General features: G+C 72.9%; 19 protein-coding genes. 12 read left to right on the top strand and 7 right to left on the bottom strand.

Annotation, left to right across the window (positions count from 1 at the left end; genetic code table 11):
- Nucleotides 1–53: 53 nt before the first annotated feature.
- The 3 genes from IE241_RS25695 to IE241_RS25685 all read left to right on the top strand — a co-directional run bounded on the left by IE241_RS25695 (nucleotide 54) and on the right by IE241_RS25685 (nucleotide 3,301).
- Nucleotides 54–1,250, top strand: coding sequence for a PP2C family protein-serine/threonine phosphatase (locus tag IE241_RS25695; protein WP_190024204.1), 1,197 nt, complete (start codon nucleotides 54–56; stop codon nucleotides 1,248–1,250).
- A 136-nt stretch (nucleotides 1,251–1,386) separates the two neighbouring features.
- On the top strand, nucleotides 1,387–2,724 hold the full coding sequence (locus IE241_RS25690; protein WP_190024203.1) for a tetratricopeptide repeat protein: 1,338 nt from the start codon (nucleotides 1,387–1,389) through the stop codon (nucleotides 2,722–2,724).
- Nucleotides 2,725–2,770: 46 nt separating this feature from the next.
- The gene (locus IE241_RS25685) at nucleotides 2,771–3,301 is read left to right on the top strand and encodes an NUDIX hydrolase (protein WP_190024202.1); all 531 of its coding nucleotides are present in this window, start codon (nucleotides 2,771–2,773) and stop codon (nucleotides 3,299–3,301) included.
- 37 nt (nucleotides 3,302–3,338) lie between these two features.
- Here the strand turns inward: IE241_RS25685 and IE241_RS25680 are convergent, their stop codons facing one another.
- Together IE241_RS25680 and IE241_RS25675 are read right to left on the bottom strand one after the other, a co-directional pair.
- A complete protein-coding gene (locus tag IE241_RS25680; RefSeq protein ID WP_373300757.1) occupies nucleotides 3,339–3,596 on the bottom strand; it encodes a hypothetical protein in 258 nt (85 codons plus the stop codon).
- Between the two features lie 165 nt (nucleotides 3,597–3,761).
- Nucleotides 3,762–4,619 (bottom strand): 3-hydroxybutyryl-CoA dehydrogenase, encoded by an 858-nt coding sequence (locus tag IE241_RS25675; RefSeq protein ID WP_190024201.1) that lies wholly within the window; start codon nucleotides 4,617–4,619, stop codon nucleotides 3,762–3,764.
- 185 nt (nucleotides 4,620–4,804) lie between these two features.
- On the opposite strand from IE241_RS25675, the gene IE241_RS25670 reads away from it, so the two are divergent.
- A complete protein-coding gene (locus tag IE241_RS25670) occupies nucleotides 4,805–6,082 on the top strand; it encodes a glycoside hydrolase family 10-like protein (protein ID WP_190024200.1) in 1,278 nt (425 codons plus the stop codon).
- Nucleotides 6,083–6,148: 66 nt separating this feature from the next.
- On the opposite strand, the gene IE241_RS25665 is transcribed toward IE241_RS25670, so the two are convergent.
- Together IE241_RS25665 and IE241_RS25660 are read right to left on the bottom strand one after the other, a co-directional pair.
- A complete protein-coding gene (locus tag IE241_RS25665) occupies nucleotides 6,149–6,349 on the bottom strand; it encodes a DUF1918 domain-containing protein (protein WP_190024199.1) in 201 nt (66 codons plus the stop codon).
- 125 nt (nucleotides 6,350–6,474) lie between these two features.
- Nucleotides 6,475–7,440 carry a DMT family transporter gene (locus IE241_RS25660; RefSeq protein WP_190024198.1) on the bottom strand — a complete coding sequence of 322 codons (966 nt, stop codon included), beginning with the start codon at nucleotides 7,438–7,440 and terminating at the stop codon, nucleotides 6,475–6,477.
- On the opposite strand from IE241_RS25660, the gene IE241_RS25655 reads away from it, so the two are divergent.
- Together IE241_RS25655 and IE241_RS25650 are read left to right on the top strand one after the other, a co-directional pair.
- A complete protein-coding gene (locus IE241_RS25655) occupies nucleotides 7,439–8,887 on the top strand; it encodes an aminotransferase-like domain-containing protein (RefSeq protein WP_190024197.1) in 1,449 nt (482 codons plus the stop codon). The two genes, IE241_RS25660 and IE241_RS25655, sit on opposite strands and share 2 nt — an antisense overlap.
- A 28-nt stretch (nucleotides 8,888–8,915) precedes the next feature.
- Nucleotides 8,916–9,320, top strand: a complete 405-nt coding sequence (locus tag IE241_RS25650) for an RNA-binding S4 domain-containing protein (RefSeq protein WP_190024196.1) — start codon at nucleotides 8,916–8,918, stop codon at nucleotides 9,318–9,320.
- A 168-nt stretch (nucleotides 9,321–9,488) separates the two neighbouring features.
- Here IE241_RS25650 and IE241_RS25645 read toward each other — a convergent pair whose 3' ends face one another.
- Complete coding sequence (locus IE241_RS25645; protein WP_190024195.1) at nucleotides 9,489–10,130, bottom strand: NAD(P)-dependent oxidoreductase; 642 nt, start codon at nucleotides 10,128–10,130, stop codon at nucleotides 9,489–9,491.
- Nucleotides 10,131–10,136: 6 nt separating this feature from the next.
- Nucleotides 10,137–11,099 (bottom strand): EamA family transporter, encoded by a 963-nt coding sequence (locus tag IE241_RS25640; protein ID WP_190024194.1) that lies wholly within the window; start codon nucleotides 11,097–11,099, stop codon nucleotides 10,137–10,139.
- 99 nt (nucleotides 11,100–11,198) lie between these two features.
- Here IE241_RS25640 and IE241_RS25635 point away from each other — a divergent pair, with 99 nt between their 5' ends.
- Nucleotides 11,199–11,696 carry a MarR family winged helix-turn-helix transcriptional regulator gene (locus tag IE241_RS25635; RefSeq protein WP_190024193.1) on the top strand — a complete coding sequence of 166 codons (498 nt, stop codon included), beginning with the start codon at nucleotides 11,199–11,201 and terminating at the stop codon, nucleotides 11,694–11,696.
- 99 nt (nucleotides 11,697–11,795) lie between these two features.
- Nucleotides 11,796–14,015, top strand: a complete 2,220-nt coding sequence (locus tag IE241_RS25630) for an NADP-dependent isocitrate dehydrogenase (RefSeq protein WP_190024192.1) — start codon at nucleotides 11,796–11,798, stop codon at nucleotides 14,013–14,015.
- 68 nt (nucleotides 14,016–14,083) lie between these two features.
- Here IE241_RS25630 and IE241_RS25625 read toward each other — a convergent pair whose 3' ends face one another.
- On the bottom strand, nucleotides 14,084–14,617 hold the full coding sequence (locus IE241_RS25625; protein WP_190024191.1) for a GtrA domain-containing protein: 534 nt from the start codon (nucleotides 14,615–14,617) through the stop codon (nucleotides 14,084–14,086).
- Nucleotides 14,618–14,805: 188 nt separating this feature from the next.
- Between IE241_RS25625 and argC the strand changes: the two genes are divergently transcribed.
- The 4 genes from argC (at nucleotide 14,806) to IE241_RS25605 (ending at nucleotide 19,223) form a co-directional block, all read left to right on the top strand.
- On the top strand, nucleotides 14,806–15,834 hold the full coding sequence (gene argC / locus IE241_RS25620) for an N-acetyl-gamma-glutamyl-phosphate reductase (protein WP_190024190.1): 1,029 nt from the start codon (nucleotides 14,806–14,808) through the stop codon (nucleotides 15,832–15,834).
- Nucleotides 15,835–15,928: 94 nt separating this feature from the next.
- Nucleotides 15,929–17,080 carry a bifunctional glutamate N-acetyltransferase/amino-acid acetyltransferase ArgJ gene (gene argJ, locus IE241_RS25615; protein WP_190024189.1) on the top strand — a complete coding sequence of 384 codons (1,152 nt, stop codon included), beginning with the start codon at nucleotides 15,929–15,931 and terminating at the stop codon, nucleotides 17,078–17,080.
- Nucleotides 17,077–18,030, top strand: a complete 954-nt coding sequence (gene argB, locus IE241_RS25610; RefSeq protein WP_190024188.1) for an acetylglutamate kinase — start codon at nucleotides 17,077–17,079, stop codon at nucleotides 18,028–18,030. The genes argJ and argB overlap by 4 nt, the downstream gene beginning before the upstream one ends.
- Nucleotides 18,027–19,223 (top strand): acetylornithine transaminase, encoded by a 1,197-nt coding sequence (locus tag IE241_RS25605; RefSeq protein WP_268254428.1) that lies wholly within the window; start codon nucleotides 18,027–18,029, stop codon nucleotides 19,221–19,223. The genes argB and IE241_RS25605 overlap by 4 nt, the downstream gene beginning before the upstream one ends.
- The last annotated feature ends 3 nt before the right edge of the window (nucleotides 19,224–19,226 follow it).

The raw sequence follows: 19,226 nt of genomic DNA, 5'->3' as shown, positions 1-19,226 counted from the left end.
GCTGATCGCTCGCGAGAATCGAGCGCGTCATTGCTGCTAGGGGGGCCAACGGCATGATCCGGACAAGAGCGGTGCGCTGGCGGCGGGGGGTGGTGTTCGCTCTCCCCGGGCTGTGGGTACTGGGAGTGGTCGCGTGGGAGCTGGTGAGCCCCCGCGGCGAGGCCGTGCAGCTGCTCGCGGCCGCGCCCGCCATCGCCTGCGCGGGCAGCGGCCGCCGCCAGTGCGTGACGGCCGCCGGGGCCTGCGCGCTGTTCGCCCTCGTCCCCCTGGGGTCGGCCCGCGTGGACGGCGGAGTCCGCGTCGGCACCTGCTGTGCGATCGTCGCCGTCGCCGCCGCGGGCTGCGCCGTCACCGGCCGCCGCCGGCGTCTCCTGCGCGAGCTGGAGCGCGCCCGTGAGGTCGCCGCCACCGCCCAGCGCGTGCTCCTGCGGCCCCTGCCGCCCCGGCTCGACGGGATCACCCTCGCCGGCGGCCACCTCTCGGTCAGCGAGGGCGCCCTGGTCGGCGGCGATCTGTACGAGGCGCTGGCCACCCCGTACGGCGTGCGCATCGTCATAGGAGACGTCCGCGGCCACGGCCTCACCGCCATCGGCACCGTCGCCGCCGTCCTCGGCAGCTTCCGCGAGGCCGCCCACGACGAACCCGCCCTGGCCGATGTGCTGCGCCGCCTGGACCGCGCCCTGCAGCGCCATCTGTGCGAGCGCGCCCGCGCCGAGGCACAGGCCAGGCCCGGGGCGGAGCAGGAGCGCGGCCTGGGCGAGGAGTTCGTGACCGTCCTGCTGCTGGAGATCCGCCCCGACGGCCTGGTCACCGCGGTCAACTGCGGCCACCCCTGGCCGTACCGCCTCTCCGGCACCGCCGGTGAGGGCGCCCGCGCGGCCGCCGTGGGCCGGGGCGATCCGCTGCCGCCGCTCGGGCTGTTCCCGCTGCCGCCCGAGCTGCCCGTCGTCCCCCTGACCATGCTGCTGCCGGGGGACGCCCTGGTGCTCCACACGGACGGCGCGGAGGATGCGCGCGATGCGGCCGGTTCCTTCTTTCCGCTCGCGAGGGCTCTCGACGACGCCGCCGCCGACCGTGCGCCCGTCGTCCCCGCCGCGATCATCGAGCACGTCCAGTCCGCCCTGCTGCGCCACACCGGCGGCCGGCTCTCCGACGACATCGCCCTGCTGGTGCTGAGCAACGACCGCTGCCCCGCCCCGGGGCCCGGATCCCGCCCCTGTCTGGCCCGCTCGGGCCGCCCCCGCCGCTGACGCGCGCGCTGCCGCGGCCGGCGGAATCCGTCTCTCCGCGGCCCGCTGCCGTTCGACGCACAGCCACGGCCGGTTCACACCCCGTGCGAAGGGATCTCCATTACGCTGGCCCCACCGAGCGTATGCGGAGGGCAGGATGGAGCCCAACACTCTCCTTGACGCCATCCTCGACGAAGCGGGCATATCCCACGCCGGCCTCGCCGCCCACATCAACGCGGCAGGCCGGGCCCGGGGTCTGGCGCTGCGTTACGAACACACGGCCGTCGCCCGCTGGCTGAAGGGCCAGCGGCCCCGCGGCCAGGTGCCGGATCTGATCTGCGAAGTGCTCGGCGAGCGGCTGCACCGCGCGCTGACCCTGGACGACATCGGCCTCGGCACCCCGGGCAGCCCGCGCCTGCCCAACACCCCGCTCTCCGGCTTCGTCGAACGCGCCACCGCCCTCTGGCGCTCCGACGAGCAGCAGCGCGAGCACGTCGTCACCGCTCCCGCCGTCACCGGGACCCCCGCCGTCATCCCGGTCTGGGAGTGGGAGAACCCTCCCGAGGACGCCGACGTCTCCCGGCGCGGCCTCACCCGCGTCTCCATGGACGACATCGAGATGCTGCGCGCGGCCCGCACCCACTACGAGCAGATGTACCGCAAGGCGGGCGGGATCGCCACGCGCGCCCGCGTCGTGGGTTTCCTCAACGCCGAGGCGGCCCCCCTGCTGCGCGGCAGCTACACCGACGAGACGGGCCGTCAGCTGCACCGCGCCACCGGCGGGCTGGTCGCCGTCGCCGGCATCTGCGCCTACGACTCCGACGCGCACGGCCTGGCCCAGCGCTACTTCCACCAGGCGCTGCGGCTGGCCAAGGCCAGCGGCGACCGCGGCCTCGGCGGCTACGTCATCGCCCTGCTCGTCAACCAGTCGCTGTTCATGCGCGAGTACCGGCAGGCCGTGGCGTTCGCCGAGTCCGCGCTGCGGGCCGCGGGCACGGAGCTGACCCCGGCCCTCGCGGCCGACCTCTACGCCATGCAGGCCAAGGCCTACGCACGGCTCGGCGACGGCGCCGGCGCGCTCGCCTGTATCCGCCGCGCCGAGACCGCCGCCGAGCGCATCCGCCGTGGCCAGGAGCCCGCCGAGACCGGCTATGTGCAGCCCGGTCTGGTGAACGTGCAGGTGGCGGAGGCGCTCCTCAGCCTCGGCGACCTCGGACCCGCCCGTGAGCACGCGGACCGGGCCGTCGACACCCCCGCCCACGACCGGGGACGTGTCCACCGGCTCGCCATGCTCACGCACATCGAGCTGCGTCAAGGAGACGCGGACAAGGCGGTGGCCACCGCACGGGAGATGACCGAGCAGGCGAGAGGCATGGAATCGCAGCGCTTACGGGACCGGCTCCGGGCGGTGCGCGAGCACCTGATCGAAAGCGGGTGTGCGGCCACTGCCGAGGCCGCCGAGATGATCGACGGGGCGTTGCGCGTGCCCCTGTGAGGACAGCGCCCGGGGAGGTGGCCACCTCGGCGGAAGGTGGCAACACGTGCGTTGGAAGAATCTCAGGGAGCGGACGGTCTATGGGAACCGCTGGTTCCGGGTCAATCTCGCAGACGTTCAACTCCCCGACGGCCGCCACCTCGACCACTTCGTCATCAGGCTGCGGCCCGTCGCCGTGGCCACGGTGGTCAACGAGGCCAATGAGGTCCTGCTGCTGTGGCGGCACCGCTTCATCACCGACAACTGGGGCTGGGAGCTGGCCGCCGGCGTGGTCGAGGACGGCGAGGACCTCGCCGGTGCGGCGGCCCGCGAAATGGAGGAGGAGACCGGGTGGCGGCCGGGCCCGCTGCGGCACCTGATGTCCGTCGAGCCGTCCAACGGCCTCACCGACGCCCGGCACCACATCTACTGGTCGGACGAGGCCGAGTACATCGGCGACCCGGAGGACGACTTCGAGTCCGACCGGCGCGAGTGGGTGCCGCTGAAGCTGGTGCCCGACATGATCGGCCGGGGTGAGGTGCCGGCCGCGAACATGGCGGCGGCGCTGCTTCTGCTCCACCACATCAGGCTCGGCTAGCGCGCGGCCCCGCACCCGGCTGCGGCACGTCCCGCGTTCACCGGCCGGTCGCCTGCCAGACGGCCAGTGCCAGGGCGGCGACTCCGGTGAGCGCGGCCAGTGAGGGCAGGGGCCACCTGCCGTGCTCCAGTGCCCTTACCCGGTCCGCCATCTCGGTGATCTCGCGTTCCGACTGGTCGCTGCGCTGGGTGAGGAGGGCGAGGTGGCCGTCGATGCGGACGACGCCGACATCGAGGCTACGACGGAGCTCCGCGAGCTCAGCCGTTCTGGTGGCCTGCTCGGGATGCATGGTCACGGTCCGTACCCCTTCCGGAATGACTCCTGTGTGTCCGACGAGCCGAGTCAATCGCGTAGCGGCGCGGAACGGGAGCGTGTGCGGGGGGTATATGCGAGTCACCGCCGCACACCCCGTGCGAACACGGGTGTGCGGCGGTGACGGTACGTGACGCCCGTACGGGTATCAGTACGTGTAGAAGCCCGAGCCGGTCTTGCGGCCGAGGCGGCCGGCGTCGACCATGCGCTGGAGCAGCGGGGGAGCGGCGTACAGCGGCTCCTTGTACTCCTGGTACATGCTGTCGGCGACCGAGGCCACCGTGTCCAGGCCGATCAGGTCGGAGAGCTTGAGCGGGCCCATCGGGTGGGCGCAGCCGAGCTCCATGCCGTTGTCGATGTCCTCGCGGCTGGCGATGCCGGACTCGAACATCCGGATGGCCGAGAGCAGGTACGGGATCAGCAGGGCGTTGACGACGAAGCCGGAGCGGTCCTGGGCCCGGATGGCGTGCTTGCCCAGCACGTTGACGACCAGCGCGTCGGCGCGCTTGATCGTTTCCTCGCTGGTGGTGAGCGCCGGGATGAGCTCGACGAGCTTCTGCACCGGGGCCGGGTTGAAGAAGTGGATGCCGATGACGCGGTCCGGCCGGGAGGTGGCCACGGCCAGCTTCACCAGCGGGATCGAGGAGGTGTTGGAGGCCAGGATCGCGTCGGGGCGGGTGACCACCTGGTCGAGGACCTGGAAGATCTCGGTCTTGACCTGCTCGTTCTCGACGACGGCCTCGATGACCAGGTCGCGGTCGGCGAACTCGCCGAGGTCGGTGGTGAAGCTCAGCCGGGCGAGCGTCGCGTCGCGCTCCTCCTCGGAGATCTTGCCGCGCTCGGCGGCCTTGCCGAGGGAATTGGTCAGGCGGGTGCGGCCGATCTCCAGGGCTTCCCCGGTGGTCTCGGCGACCATGACGTCCAGGCCGGCCCGGGCACACACCTCCGCGATCCCCGCGCCCATCTGGCCGCAGCCCACCACCCCGACACGCGCTACGTCTGCCACAGTGTCCGTCAACATCGTGCCTTTCGCTGATCTTGGTCGTCCGGCGGGGCGCCGCGTCCTCGCCGCGGCGGTCGCCTCGTTCCAGACGTTACTCCGCGCCCTGCGGTCCTGATGGGGCTGGGGCGGGCATGCTGGCCTCGAACGGTGTGACCGATCCGACGAGACGGCGAAGAGAGGTCCCGCATATGGGGCGTATGACCCGAAGAGGGTTCACCGTGGCCGCCGCAGGAATGATGTCCGCCATGCTGGCGTCCGGCGAGGCTGGGGCGGCGGCGGGGCAGGCGTGGCCCACTCCGCGGGCGGCCGGGGCCGGTGGCGGAGCCGAGCGCCGGCGCAAGCGCGAGTTCCGGGGGATGTGGATCGCCACCGTCGTCAACGTCGACTGGCCGTCCAAGCCGGGCCTGAGCCCCGAACGGCAGCAGGAGGAGCTGATCACCCTCCTCGAAGCGGCCGTCGAGCGCCGGCTCAACGCCGTCATGCTGCAGATCCGGCCCACCGCGGACGCCTTCTGGCCCTCCCCGTTCGAGCCGTGGTCGCAGTACCTGACGGGCACTCAAGGACGCTATCCGGGCTGGGACCCGCTGGCCTTCGCCGTGCGCGAGGCCCACCGGCGCAGGATCGAGCTGCACGGCTGGTTCAACCCCTACCGCATCGCCAACCACACCGACCTCGGGCGGCTCGTCCCCACGCACCCCGCCCGTATCCACCCCGAGTGGGTCGTCCCCTACGGCGGGAAGCTCTACTACAACCCCGGCCTGCCCGAGGTGCGCCGCTTCGTCCAGGACGCCATGCTCGACGCCGTCTCCCGCTACGACCTGGACGGCGTGCACTTCGACGACTACTTCTACCCGTACCCGGTGGCCGGCCAGCGCTTCGACGACGACACCGCGTACGCCCGCTACGGCTCGGGGTTCCCGGACCGGGCCGCCTGGCGGCGCGACAACATCGACCTGCTGGTGCGGGAGATGGGGGAGCGCATCAAGCGGCGCAAGCGGCACGTGCAGTTCGGGATCAGCCCGTTCGCGGTCTGGCGCAACCGCTCCGCCGACCCGCTCGGCTCGGACACCCGTGCGGGCGTCCAGACCTACGACGACCTCGGTGCGGATACGCGCAAGTGGGTCCGCGAGGAGTGGATCGACTACATCGTGCCGCAGGTGTACTGGCACATCGGCTTCGCCGCGGCGGACTACGCGAAGCTCGTGCCGTGGTGGGCGGAGACCGTCCGGGACACGGACGTACAGCTGTACATCGGCGAGGCGTTGTACCGGGCGGGCGACCCCGCGCAGCCCGCCCCCTGGCAGGACCCGGCCGAGCTCTCGCGCCACCTCACGCTGTGCCGGGAGTACCCGGAGGTGCTCGGGAACGTGTACTTCTCCGCGAAGCAGGTGGTGGCGGACCCGATAGGGGCGATGGCGCGGGTGGTCAGGGACCACTACCCGGCGCGGGTGCGCCCGCCGAAGTGACCCGGGGCCCGGACGGGCCGCCGCGGTGGCCGGGCGCCGCGGCGGCGGGAGGGGGAGCCCGTTCGGCTAACCCTGGCCGGAGGCCTTGCGGTGGTCGACGACGGCGTCGGGGCCCGGCGACATGATCGTCTCGTGGCCGTTGTCGGCGCGGACCCGGTACGGCGGATTGCCGTTGGGTCCCAGCACCTCCACGATCTCCACGACGTGGTCCTCCTGGCCGACCGTCCGTCCGTGAACCACCAAGCGGTCACCCTTGCTCGCATGCATCGACGGTGCCCCTTCTGTTCGAGTTCCGTTCGATATTCGAGGTGTGCTGGGATGCTTCCAAGTCTACGGTGACCGGCGGTATATGGCCCGCCCCTCGGCCAGGTGGAGCAACGCCGCGCCACCGGTCAGCCGCGCGCCCGCTGCGTCACCCCGATGCACACCAGCACGGCCACGGCGGCCACCGGCGCGGCGGGGGTCAGGTGCTCGCCGAGCAGCAGCACCGACCAGACCAGGGTGAGCAGCGGCTGCGCCAGCTGCAGCTGGCTGGCCCGGGCGACCCCGATCGCGCTCATGCCGCGGTACCACACCCACATGCCCAGGAACTGCGATCCGGCGGCGAGCCACAGCAGGCCCGCGACCGTGTGGCCCGTGAGCCGCACGGGCTCGGCCGCCAGCGCCACCGCGGTGCCCGCGGCCGCCACCGGCAGGCACAGCACCAGCGCCCAGCCGATCACCTGCCAGCCCGGCATCTCGCGCGCCAGCCGCCCGCCCTCCGCGTAGCCCGCGGCGCAGACCAGCAGGGCGCCGAACAGGTACAGATCGCCGGCCGTGGGGCTGCCGCCGCTCTGCTGCAGCGCGAAGGCGATCACCACGGCCGCGCCCGTGACCGCCGCGCCCCAGAACGTGCGCGAGTGCCGGGTCCGGTTGCGTACGGCCGCGTAGGCGGCCGTCGTCAGCGGCAGCAGGCCCACGACGACCGCGGCGTGCGAGGTGGTGGAGGTCTGCAGGGCGAGCGTGGTCAGCAGGGGGAAGCCGACGACCGTGCCGCCGGCCACCGCGCACAGCGCGGGCCAGTGCCGCCGCGCGGGCACCCGGACGCGCAGGGCCAGCAGGCAGCCGGCGGCGATCAGGCCCGCCAGCGTCATCCGGCAGGAGGTCACGGACCACGGGCCGAGCCCTTCCAGGGCCCAGGCCGTCGCCGGGAAGGTCAGCGAGAAGGTGGCCACGCCCAGGGCGGCGAGGAGGACGCCGCTCCCCGCACGGGGGACGGCGTGGGGGACGGCAGCTCCCGCGGGGTCCGCCGCAGCGGCCCGCCCGGAGCTCTGCACTGCTACCGTCATCGGCTCGATAGCGCTATCTTTCACACTCATGCATGAGCGTAACAGCGTCGCTGAACTGGCAGAAGCCCTGAAAAAGGAGCTCGACCGCTACTCTCCCGGTGAGAAGCTGCCGTCCAGCAGGGCGCTCGTCGAGCGCTTCCGCGTCAGCCCGGTCACCGTCTCGCGGGCCATCGCCGCCCTCGCCTCGGAGGGCCTCGTGACCACCCGCCCCGGCGCGGGCGCCTTCCGTACGGCCCCGCACAGCGCGCCCGTACGCCTCGGCGACACCTCCTGGCAGCAGGTCGCCCTCAGCGTGGAGAGCGCGGCGGAGGCCGTCCCCCGCTCCGTCGACGCGTCCGGCGTGCTCAGCACGCTCGCCGAGCCCCCGCCCGGCGTCATCGAGCTCAGCGGCGGCTACCTCCACCCCTCCCTGCAGCCCGAGCGCGCCCTCGCCGCGGCCCTCGGCCGGGCCGGGCGCCGCCCCGGCGCGTGGGGCCGCCCGCCGATCGAGGGCGTGACGGAGCTGCGCGCGTGGTTCGCCCGCGAGATCGGCGGCCCGGCGGGCACCGTCGCCGCCTCCGAGGTGCTGATCACCGCCGGCGGCCAGAGCGCCCTGACCGCGGCCCTGCGGGCCCTCGCCCCGCCCGGCGCGCCCGTCCTCGTCGAGTCCCCGACCTACCCCGGCATGCTCGCCGCCGCGCGCGCCTCCGGACTGCGGCCCGTCCCCGTGCCGGCCGACGCCCGCGGCGTGCGCACCGACCTGCTCGCGGAGGCGTTCCATACGAGCGGCGCGCGGGTCTTCGTCTGCCAGCCGCTGTTCCAGAACCCGACCGGCGCGGTCCTGGCCGACGACCGGCGGCCCGAGGTGATCCGGGCGGCCCGCGAGGCCGGGGCCTTCGTCATCGAGGACGACTTCGCACGCCGCCTCGCCCACGAGGACGCCCCGCCGCTGCCGCCCACCCTCGCCGCGGACGATCCCGACGGCATCGTCGTCCACGTCTGCTCCCTCACCAAGGCCACCTCGCCGAGCCTGCGCGTCGGGGCCCTCGCCGCCCGCGGGCCGGTCCTCGAACGCCTGCGGGCCATCCAGGTCGTGGACAGCTTCTTCGTGCCGCGCCCGCTGCAGGAGGCCGCGCTCGAACTCGTCGGCTCGCCCGCCTGGACCCGGCACCGGCGCACGACCGCCGCCGAGCTGCGCGTCCGCCGCGAGGCGCTGCTCACCGCCCTGCACCGCGAACTTCCCGGCGTATCCGTCGGCTTCGTCCCGCCCGGGGGCTTCCACGTGTGGGCCCGGCTGCCGGACGGCACCGACGACGCCGCGCTGTCCGCGGCCGCGCTGCGCGCCGGCGTCGCCGTGGCCTCGGGCGGCCCGTACCACCCCGCGGAGTCCGTGGCCCCGCACCTGCGGCTGAGCTTCGCGGCGGCCGCCGGGACGGCGGAGCTCGCGGAGGGCGTGAGCAGACTGCGGACGGCGTTCGGGACCGCATATTCCGGGTGACTGCCCGGACAGGGCCTACAGTCGGAGCATGGCTTCAGTAGTTGCTTCAGGCGAGGGCGCCGCGCCGGTCCGGGTCGACAGCTGGATCTGGTCCGTGCGGCTCACGAAGACGCGCTCCGCGGCGGGCACCGCCTGCCGGGCGGGCCACGTCCGCGTCAACGGCGAGCGCGCCAAGCCCGCCCAGACGGTGCGCACCGGCGACGAGGTGCGGGTGCGCCTCGACGGGCGGGAGCGCATCGTCGTCGTGTCGCGGCTCATCAGCAAGCGGGTCGGCGCGCCCGTCGCGGCGGAGTGCTACGTCGACAACACCCCGCCCGAGCCGCCGCGCGAGCAGGTGGCCGTGGCAGCCGTCCGCGACCGCGGCACGGGCCGCCCCACGAAGCGCGACCGCCGCGAACTGGAGCGCTTGCAGGGCGCACAACGGGCCCACTGACGCCGGAACCGGCGTCCCCCGCCGCAGCGGCGACCAGCCACGATCGGCCGTACCGGCGGTGCCGGACTACCGTCGTGTCGAACCGCGGACGCCGGCCGCATGGCCGCGCCGCGGGCGGTTCGCGACGGTGACCGTCGGCGATCGCCCGCGGCAGCGGCCTGGATTTCGTCAGTACGCGACCGTGAACCGCGCCCGGTGGTGCACCGGCTGCTCGGCCTCGTCGAGGAGGGCCACCGCCAGGTCCTCCATGGAGATCGCCGAGTTGCCCTCGGCGTCCACGATGAGTTCGTCGGTGCCCCGCCGGTAGCGCCCGGTGCGCTCGCCCGGCTCCAGCAGGGCGGCCGGGCTCAGGTAGGCCCAGTCCAGGCCGGGCCCGGCGGCGCGGCAGGCCGCCAGCTGGTCGTTGCAGGCCAGGGCTATGGGCCGCCAGTCGGCGGGGAAGCCGGGACCGTCGATCACGGTGGTGCCCCCGGTGCCGGGGAGGATCAGGCTGCCGGCGCCGCCCACGAGCAGCAGCCGGACGCCGGTCCCGGCGAGACCGGCCAGCAGTCCCTCGGTGGCGGCGACGAGCTGGTGCTCGCTGCCGGGCGCCGGGCGGGTGGCACCGATCACGAGGTCCTGCCCGGCGGCGAGCCGTGCGACGTCCGCCGGGTCCGACGCGTCGCCGGTGCGGGCGGTGGCGCCGGCGGGCAGCTCGCCGAAGCGGGCGGAGTTCCGTACGACGGCGGTGACGTCGTGGCCGCGGGACAGAGCCTCGGTGACGACGCGGCTTCCCACGTTGCCGGCTGCTCCGAAGACGGTGATGCGCATGATGGCTCAGCTCCTGGTGGTGTCGGGAGAGTTGGTTGCGGCCACGGTTGCGGCCGCAGGGGAAGTACCCAGTGTGACGTGCGTGTTCTTCGCGTCGTCCGCGTCCTTCGCGCCCTGTCCGCGGCGGCGGCTCTGCGCCGCGACCAGCGAGCCGAGGACGACGATCGCGCCGAACCCCTGGGCGGCGCTGAGTTCCTGACCGAGCGCCAGCCACCCCAGCGCCGTGGCGACCAGCGGGCTGAGCAGCCCGAGGAAGGTGACGTCGGTCGGGGTCAGGAGCTGGATCCCGCGGAACCACAGGGCGTACGCGAAGGCCGACCCGATGACCGCGATGTAGGCGTAACCGGCCAGGTTCGTCGCGGTCGGCACGGGCGGCGCGCCCTCCGTGAGGAGGGCGACGGGCAGCAGGAGCAGACCGCCTGCGACGAGCTGCCAGCCGGTGGTCGCGAGCAGGGGTGCGGGCGAGCCCCAGCGCTTGCTGAGGACGACTCCGGTGGCCATGACGACGGCTCCGCCGGCCGCGGCGGCGACACCGAGTGCGTCCAGCCGGGCGCCGGCCCGCAGTACGAGCAGGCTGACGCCCGCCACGCCGGTGACGGCGGCGATCAGGGTGCGGGCGGAGAGCCGCTGGCCGAGCAGGCCTGCCGAGAGGAGGGCGACCAGCAGGGGCTGTATCGCGCCGACGGTGGCGGCGACCCCGCCGGGCAGCCGGTAGGCGGCGACGAACAGCAGGGCGAAGAACGCCCCGATGTTGAGGGCGCCGAGCACGAGCGCCCGCCACCACCACACGCCCTGCGGCAGGCGTCGCGTGACGGCGACGAGGGCGAGCCCGGCGGGCAGGGCCCGCACGACCGCCGCGAGGAGCGGGCGGCCGGGCGGGAGGAATTCGGTGGTGACGAGGTAGGTGGTGCCCCAGACAGCGGGTGCGAGGGCGGTGAGCAGCAGGGTCCCGACGCGATTGCTTAGCACTAAAGCAATGTATCTCAGCGCTAAGCTATTTGAGGAGGGGGTGCCACGTGAGGTACCTCACTGCTAAGACAACTGCGGCGGACCCTCTACCCTGGACCGATGGCAGATCACGTCGACCGCGTACTGAAGCAGTGGGCCGCGCAGCGCCCCGATCTGGATGTGTCGCCGATGGCGGTACTCGGACGGCTCAAGCGGCTGTCCCGGCTCGTCGAGGCGGAAACGGGCCGTACGTTCAACGCCCACGGGCTGGACGCCGCATCCTTCGACGTCCTCGCCACGCTGCGGCGCAGTGACGCGCCGCACCGGCTGACCCCCGCCGAGCTGATGCGGTCGTCGATGGTCACCTCGGGGGCCATCACGCAGCGCCTCGACCGCCTGGAGGCCCGCGGTCTGGTGAGCCGCAGCCCCAGCGCGTCGGACGGCCGCAGCGTCGTCGTGGCGCTCACCGACGCGGGCCGGGCCCTCATCGACGAGGCCCTGCCCGACCACGTCGCCACCTCGGCCGGCCTGCTCGCCGCCCTCACGAAGGAAGAGCGCGACACGGTCGCGACGGCCCTCAGGACCCTGCTGGAGTCCCTGGGCGACGGCAAGGGCTGACTTTCACGCCGCGGATGTGGCCAGGGTCCTGTCGAGAGGGGGTGCGGCACGAGATATCTTGATGTCGAGCAATGTTACAGACGTGGAGCGGAGCACCCGGTGACTGACTCGACCATCATCTATACGCACACCGACGAGGCGCCGGCCCTGGCCACGCACTCGTTCCTGCCCGTGGTCCAGGCCTACGCCTCGACGGCCGGGGTCACTGTGGAGACCCGCGACATCTCGCTGGCGGGCCGCATCATCTCCCAGTTCCCCGAGTACCTCGAAGAGGGCCAGCGCATCGCCGACGCCCTGGCGGAGCTCGGTCAGCTGGCGAAGACGCCGGGTGCCAACATCATCAAGCTGCCCAACATCTCGGCCTCGATCCCGCAGCTGAAGGCCGCCGTCGCCGAGCTGCAGCAGCAGGGCTACGCGTTGCCGGACTACCCGGACGACCCGAAGACCGACGAGGAGCGCGACATCCGCGCCCGCTACGACAAGGTCAAGGGCAGCGCCGTCAACCCCGTCCTGCGCGAGGGCAACTCCGACCGCCGCGCCCCCGCGTCGGTCAAGAACTATGCCAAGGCGCACCCGCACCGCATGGGCGCCTGGACGGCCGACTCGAAGACCAACGTCGCCACCATGGGCGTCGACGACTTCCGCTCCACCGAGAAGTCCGCGGTCGTCGCCGAGGACGGCACGTTCCGCATCGAGCTCAAGGGTGACGACGGCTCCACCACCGTCCTGCGCGAGTCGGTCCCCGTGCTCGCCGGCGAGGTCGTCGACGCCTCCGTCATGCGCGTCGCCGCCCTGCGCGAATTCCTCACGGCGCAGATCGCCCGCGCCAAGGCCGAGGGTGTGCTGTTCTCCGTACACCTGAAGGCCACGATGATGAAGGTCTCCGACCCGATCATCTTCGGCCACGTCGTCCGCGCCTTCTTCCCGAAGACGTTCGCGCAGTACGGCGAGCAGCTCGCCGCCGCGGGCCTGACCCCGAACGACGGCCTCGGCGGCATCCTCAAGGGCCTGGAGGCCCTGCCCGAGGGCGCCGAGATCAAGGCCTCCTTCGACGCCGAGCTCGCCGAGGGCCCCGCCCTGGCGATGGTCGACTCCGACAAGGGCATCACCAACCTGCACGTCCCCAGCGACGTCATCGTCGACGCCTCCATGCCGGCCATGATCCGCACCTCCGGCCACATGTGGGGCCCGGACGGCCAGGAGGCCGACACCCTCGCCGTCCTCCCGGACAGCAGCTACGCGGGCGTCTACCAGGTCGTCGTCGACGACTGCCGCGCCAACGGCGCCTTCGACCCGTCGACGATGGGCTCCGTGCCCAACGTCGGCCTCATGGCGCAGAAGGCCGAGGAGTACGGCAGCCACGACAAGACCTTCGAGATCCCGGCCACCGGCACGGTGCGGGTCCTCGACGGCGCCGGCAACGTCGTGCTGGAGCAGGCGGTCGGCGCGGGCGACATCTTCCGCATGTGCCAGGCCAAGGACGCGCCGATCCGCGACTGGGTCAAGCTCGCCGTCACCCGCGCCCGCGCCACCGGCGTCCCGGCCGTGTTCTGGCTCGACGAGAACCGCGCGCACGACGCGCAGCTCATCGAGAAGGTCAAGGCGTACCTGCCCGAGCACGACACCGAGGGCCTGCAGATCGAGATCCTGTCGCCCGTCGAGGCGACGAAGTTCTCGCTGGAGCGCATCCGCCGCGGCGAGGACACGATCTCCGTCACCGGCAACGTCCTGCGTGACTACCTGACCGACCTGTTCCCGATCCTCGAGCTCGGCACGAGCGCGAAGATGCTCTCGGTCGTCCCGCTGATGAACGGCGGCGGCCTGTTCGAGACCGGCGCCGGCGGCTCCGCCCCCAAGCACGTGCAGCAGCTCGTCAAGGAGAACTACCTCCGCTGGGACAGCCTGGGCGAGTTTTTCGCGCTCGCGGCCAGCTTCGAGCACCTCGCGACGACCACGGGCAACGCCCGCGCCAAGGTCCTCGCCGACACGCTCGACCGCGCCACCGGCACCTTCCTCAACGAGGACAAGTCGCCGAGCCGCCGCCTGGGCGGCATCGACAACCGCGGCAGCCACTTCTACCTGGCGATGTACTGGGCCCAGGAGCTGGCGAAGCAGACCGACGACGCGCAGCTCGCGGAGGCGTTCGGGCCGCTGGCCAAGGCGCTGACCGAGCAGGAGGGCACCATCGTCGACGAGCTGATCGCGGTGCAGGGCTCCCCGGCCGACATCGGCGGCTACTACCAGCCCGACGTGAAGAAGGCCTCGGCCGTCATGCGCCCGTCGGCGACGCTCAACCAGGCTCTGGCGATCCTGGGCTGACCCGTCCCGCAACGACGGAAAACCGTTCCGCCCCGGCCGGCACTGCGCCCGGCCGGGGCGGTTTCTGTTCATGCGGCGCGGCAGAGCGCCGCGGGGCCGGCCGGGGCCGAGGCGCGGGCCACGGCCGCGTGCAGGGGACGGGCGGTGCGGACGGTGGCCGCGGCCTGCGAGCGGTTCCGCGCGAAGACGACGAGGCGCAGCACCGCGAACCGCGCGAGACCGGCGAGCGCGGAGGCCGACAGGTAGACGACCTGCTCAAGCGCCGCACCGGGTGCCGCCACCAGCTGCTGCAGGGCGAGCATCGCCACGCAGGTCACCACGTACGCGGCCGCCGCGGACCCGGCCGACTGCGCATGCTGGCGCCAGGTCGCGCGCCCGCCCGCGCCGAAGGTGAAGCGCGCGTGCAGCTCGGTGGCGAGCAGCGTGGAGACCACGGTGATCAGGGCGTTGGCCAGGACCCAGGGAATCCAGGAGGCGAGGGCCGCCACGGCGAAGCTGGAGGCGAGCCCCACTCCGCCGCCGCAGAGTACGAAGCGGGCGAAGGCGCTGAAGGTGCTGAAGGCGCCGGGTGCCGCCTGCTGCCGACTCTGCGCTGTCTCCATGATCCGACCCCTTTTGATGGCTCACCCCGCGCTGCTTAGAGTGCCATCATGACGCATGTGTGGCGCCATGGCGAACCATTAATGGCGCCATGCCTGGCGTCGCGAGGTCCGGGGGTCCGATCCCCGCGGAGGCATTGCATAAATCTTCGCTTATTCGTATAGTCATGCCATCGACCAGGAGGGGCCCGATGGCAGTACGTGTGGCAGTGGCAGGAGCGAGCGGATACGCAGGCGGCGAAGTGCTGCGCCTGCTGCTCGCGCACCCCGGCGTACGGATCGGGGCCCTCACGGCGAACTCCAACGCGGGCCAGAAGCTCGGCTCCGTGCAGCCGCACCTGTTGCCCCTGGCGGGGCGCGTGCTGGAGCCCACCTCGGCCGAGGTCCTCGCCGGGCACGACGTGGTCTTCCTCGCGCTGCCGCACGGTCAGTCCGCGGCCGTCGCCGCCGAGCTCGGTGACGGGACGCTGGTGATCGACTGCGGTGCGGACTTCCGGTTGGAGGATGCGGGGGAGTGGGAGCGGTTCTACGGTTCGGCGCATGCCGGGACGTGGCCGTACGGGTTGCCGGAGCTGCCCGGCGGGCGGCAGGCACTGAAGGGCTCGCGGCGTATCGCGGTGCCCGGCTGCTACCCGACCGCCGTGTCGCTGGCCCTGTTCCCGGCCTACGGGGCGGGGCTCGCGGAGCCGGAAGCGGTGATCGTGGCGGCGTCGGGGACGTCGGGTGCGGGCAAGGCGGCCAAGCCGCATCTGCTGGGGTCCGAGGTCATGGGCTCCATGAGTCCGTACGGTGTGGGCGGCGGGCATCGCCACACGCCCGAGATCGTCCAGAACCTCTCCGCCGCCGCGGGCGAGCCCGTCACGGTCTCCTTCACGCCCACCCTGGCACCGATGTCGCGTGGCATCCTCGCCACCTGCAGTGCCAAGGCCCGTCCCGGTGTCACGGCGGAGGGCCTGCGGGCGGCGTACGAGAAGGCGTTCGCGGACGAGCCGTTCGTCCACCTGCTGCCCGAGGGGCAGTGGCCCGCCACCGCAGCCGTCTGCGGCGCCAACACCGCGCTGGTGCAGGTGGCGCTGGATGAGGCGGCGGGGCGGATCGTCGTGGTGAGCGCGATCGACAACCTGACCAAGGGCACGGCCGGTGGCGCGGTGCAGAGCATGAACATCGCCCTCGGTCTCCCCGAGGAGCTGGGCCTGCCGGCCACGGGGGTGGCGCCATGAGCGTCCGCCGGGTCATCGCGACCCTTCTGGCGCGGCTGGTGCCGTGCGGCACGGCCATGAACACGACGAGCAACCGGGCGAACGAGGAGATGCAGTGAGCGTCACGGCAGCGAAGGGATTCACGGCGGCGGGCATCGCCGCCGGGATCAAGGAGAGCGGCAGCCCCGACCTGGCCCTCGTGGTCAACCAGGGCCCCCGCCTGGCCGCCGCGGGCGTCTTCACCTCGAACCGCGTCAAGGCCGCGCCGGTCCTCTGGTCCCAGCAGGTCCTCAAGGGCGGGCAGGTCTCCGCCGTGGTCCTCAACTCCGGCGGCGCCAACGCCTGCACCGGGCCCGGGGGCTTCCAGGACACCCACGCCACCGCCGAGAAGGCGGCCGAGGTACTCGGGCACAGCGCGGGCGAGATCGCCGTGGCGTCCACGGGGCTCATCGGTGTCCGGCTGCCGATGGACAAACTCCTGCCCGGCATCGAGAAGGCTGCCGCGGGGCTCTCCGCCCACGGCGGTGAGAAGGCCGCCATCGCGATCAAGACCACGGACACCGTGCACAAGACGGCTGTGGTTCAGGGTGACGGCTGGACGGTGGGCGGTATGGCGAAGGGCGCGGGGATGCTGGCGCCCGGGCTGGCCACCATGCTCGTGGTGCTGACCACGGACGCCGACGTCGATGCCGCCGGTCTCGACGCGGCCCTGCGCGCCGCGACCCGTACGACCTTCGACCGGGTCGACTCCGACGGCTGCATGTCCACCAACGACACCGTGCTGCTGCTCGCCTCGGGCGCCGCCGAAGTCACCCCGGCCCAGGACGCGTTCGCCGAGGCCGTGCGGGCCGTCTGCGACGACCTCGCGCGCCAGCTCATCGGCGACGCCGAGGGCGCCAGCAAGGACATCCGCATCGAGGTCATCAACGCCGCCACCGAGGACGACGCCGTCGAGGTCGGGCGTTCCATCGCCCGGAACAACCTTCTCAAGTGCGCCCTCCACGGTGAGGACCCCAACTGGGGCCGCGTGCTCTCCGCCATCGGTACGACCTCCGCCGCCTTCGACCCCGACAAGCTCAACGTCGCCATCAACGACGTCTGGGTCTGCCGCAACGGCTCCGTCGGTGACGACCGCGACCTCGTCGACATGCGCTACCGGGAGGTCCGCATCACCGCCGATCTGGCCGAAGGCGCCGAGTCCGCCGTCATCTGGGCCAACGACCTCACCGCCGACTACGTCCACGAGAACAGCGCGTACTCCTCATGACGACCACGGACAGCACGACCACGGACAGCGCGGGCACGACCCGCAAGCACACCGCCCTCCCCAAGGCCCGCATCCTCGTCGAGGCGCTGCCCTGGCTGACGCGGCATCACGGCAAGACCGTCGTCATCAAGTTCGGCGGCAACGCCATGGTGGACGAGGAGCTGAAGGCCGCCTTCGCCCAGGACGTCGTCTTCCTCCACCACGCCGGGCTGCGCCCGGTCGTCGTGCACGGCGGCGGCCCGCAGATCAGTGCGCAGCTCGACCGGCTGGGCCTGGAGTCCGAGTTCAAGGCCGGCCTGCGCGTGACCACCCCGGAGGCCATGGAGGTCGTCCGCATGGTGCTCGCCGGGCAGGTGCAGCGCGAACTCGTCGGCCTGCTCAACGAGCACGGCCCGCTCGCCGTGGGCCTCACCGGCGAGGACGCCCACACCATGACCGCCGTCAAGCGCTACGCCGACATCGACGGCGAACGCGTCGACATCGGCCGCGTCGGCGAGATCACCGACATCGACACCGGCGCCGTCCAGGCCCTGCTCGACAACGGGCGCATCCCCGTCGTCTCCTCCATCGCCCGCAGCGCCGACGACGGTCACGTCTACAACGTCAACGCCGACACCGCCGCTGCCGCCCTCGCCGCGGCCCTGGGCGCCGAGACGCTGATGGTCCTCACCGACGTCGAGGGCCTCTACGAGGACTGGCCGCACAGCGACGAGGTCATCAGCCGGCTCACGGCGAGCGAGCTGGAGGCCCTCCTGCCCGACCTGGCCAGCGGGATGGTCCCCAAGATGGAGGGTTGCCTGCACGCCGTGCGCAACGGCGTCACCACGGCCCGCGTCATAGACGGCCGGGTCCAGCACTCGATCCTCCTGGAGATCTTCACGGACGAGGGCATCGGCACGATGGTCGTCCCCGACGAGGCGGCGACCGGGACGGAGGGGAAGCGGAGTTGAGCAGCAACGCCGGACTCACCCAGCGCTGGCAGGGCGCGCTGATGGACAACTACGGCACCCCGCGCATCCCCCTCGTCCGCGGGGAGGGGAGCACCGTCTGGGACGCCGACGGCACGCCGTACCTCGACTTCGTCGGCGGGATCGCCGTCAACTCCCTCGGCCACGCCCACCCGGCGGTCGTCCGGGCGGTGTCGGACCAGATCGCCACGCTCGGGCACGTCTCCAACCTCTTCACCGCCGAGCCGACGGTCGCCCTCGCCGAGCGGCTGCTCGCCCTCGCGGGCCGGCCCGGGCGCGTGTACTTCGCCAACTCGGGCGCGGAGGCCGTCGAGGCCGCGTTCAAGATCGGGCGCCGGACGGGCCGGACGCACATGGTGGCCGCCACCGGCGGCTTCCACGGCCGCACGATGGGGGCCCTGGCGCTCACCGGCCAGCCCGCCAAACAGGACCCCTTCCTGCCGCTGCCCGCGGGCGTCACCCACGTCCCGTACGGCGACGCCGAAGCGCTGCGGGCCGCCGTGACCACCGACACCGCGCTCGTGGTGCTGGAGCCGGTCCAGGGCGAGGCCGGCGTCGTCGTACCGCCTCCCGGCTATCTGGCCGCCGCCCGGGAGATCACCCGTGCCACCGGCACGCTCCTCGTCCTGGACGAGATTCAGACAGGTATCGGCCGCACCGGCCACTGGTTCGAGCACGCGGCCCAGGGCGTCGAACCCGACATCGTCACGCTCGCCAAGGGCCTCGGCGGCGGCCTGCCGATCGGGGCGACCCTCGCCTTCGGCGCCGCGGCCGATCTGCTGACGCCCGGTCAGCACGGCTCCACCTTCGGCGGGAACCCCGTCGCCTGCGCCGCCGCCCTGGCCGTCCTCGACACGCTGGAGGGCGAAGGAATCCTCGCCCGCGTGGCAGCGACGGGGGAGCGGCTGCGTGACGGGATCGCTGCGCTCGGCCACCCGCTGGTCGACCGCGTCCGTGGCGCGGGCCTGCTGCTGGGTATTGTCCTTTCCGAGCCCCTTGCACCGAAGGTGCAGCAGGCAGCACAGGACGCCGGCCTCCTGGTGAACGCGGTCGCACCCGACGTGGTGCGGCTGGCCCCGCCGCTGATCATCACCGAAGATGAGGTGGAAACGTTCCTCCGGGCGCTGCCGGGTGTCCTGGACGCCGCCGCTGCCGCCGCCGGCGCGGGGGCGTGAGCG

The organism is Streptomyces hiroshimensis (assembly GCF_014650335.1).
Classification (GTDB): Bacteria; Actinomycetota; Actinomycetes; order Streptomycetales; family Streptomycetaceae; genus Streptomyces; species Streptomyces hiroshimensis.
The sequence above is the reverse complement of the archived record's forward strand: the minus strand, read 5'-3'. Positions and strand labels throughout refer to the sequence as shown.

Excerpts from the sequence above, each read along its gene's own strand:
- IE241_RS25695 (WP_190024204.1), top strand. The coding sequence starts at position 54 with ATGATCCGGACAAGAGCGGTGCGCTGGCGGCGGGGGGTGGTGTTCGCT.
- IE241_RS25690 (WP_190024203.1), top strand. The coding sequence starts at position 1,387 with ATGGAGCCCAACACTCTCCTTGACGCCATCCTCGACGAAGCGGGCATA.
- IE241_RS25670 (WP_190024200.1), top strand. The coding sequence starts at position 4,805 with ATGGGGCGTATGACCCGAAGAGGGTTCACCGTGGCCGCCGCAGGAATG.
- IE241_RS25665 (WP_190024199.1), bottom strand. The coding sequence starts at position 6,349 with ATGCATGCGAGCAAGGGTGACCGCTTGGTGGTTCACGGACGGACGGTC.
- IE241_RS25655 (WP_190024197.1), top strand. The coding sequence starts at position 7,439 with ATGCATGAGCGTAACAGCGTCGCTGAACTGGCAGAAGCCCTGAAAAAG.
- IE241_RS25660 (WP_190024198.1), bottom strand. The coding sequence starts at position 7,440 with ATGAGTGTGAAAGATAGCGCTATCGAGCCGATGACGGTAGCAGTGCAG.
- IE241_RS25650 (WP_190024196.1), top strand. The coding sequence starts at position 8,916 with ATGGCTTCAGTAGTTGCTTCAGGCGAGGGCGCCGCGCCGGTCCGGGTC.
- IE241_RS25645 (WP_190024195.1), bottom strand. The coding sequence starts at position 10,130 with ATGCGCATCACCGTCTTCGGAGCAGCCGGCAACGTGGGAAGCCGCGTC.
- IE241_RS25635 (WP_190024193.1), top strand. The coding sequence starts at position 11,199 with ATGGCAGATCACGTCGACCGCGTACTGAAGCAGTGGGCCGCGCAGCGC.
- IE241_RS25625 (WP_190024191.1), bottom strand. The coding sequence starts at position 14,617 with ATGGAGACAGCGCAGAGTCGGCAGCAGGCGGCACCCGGCGCCTTCAGC.
- argC (WP_190024190.1), top strand. The coding sequence starts at position 14,806 with ATGGCAGTACGTGTGGCAGTGGCAGGAGCGAGCGGATACGCAGGCGGC.
- argB (WP_190024188.1), top strand. The coding sequence starts at position 17,077 with ATGACGACCACGGACAGCACGACCACGGACAGCGCGGGCACGACCCGC.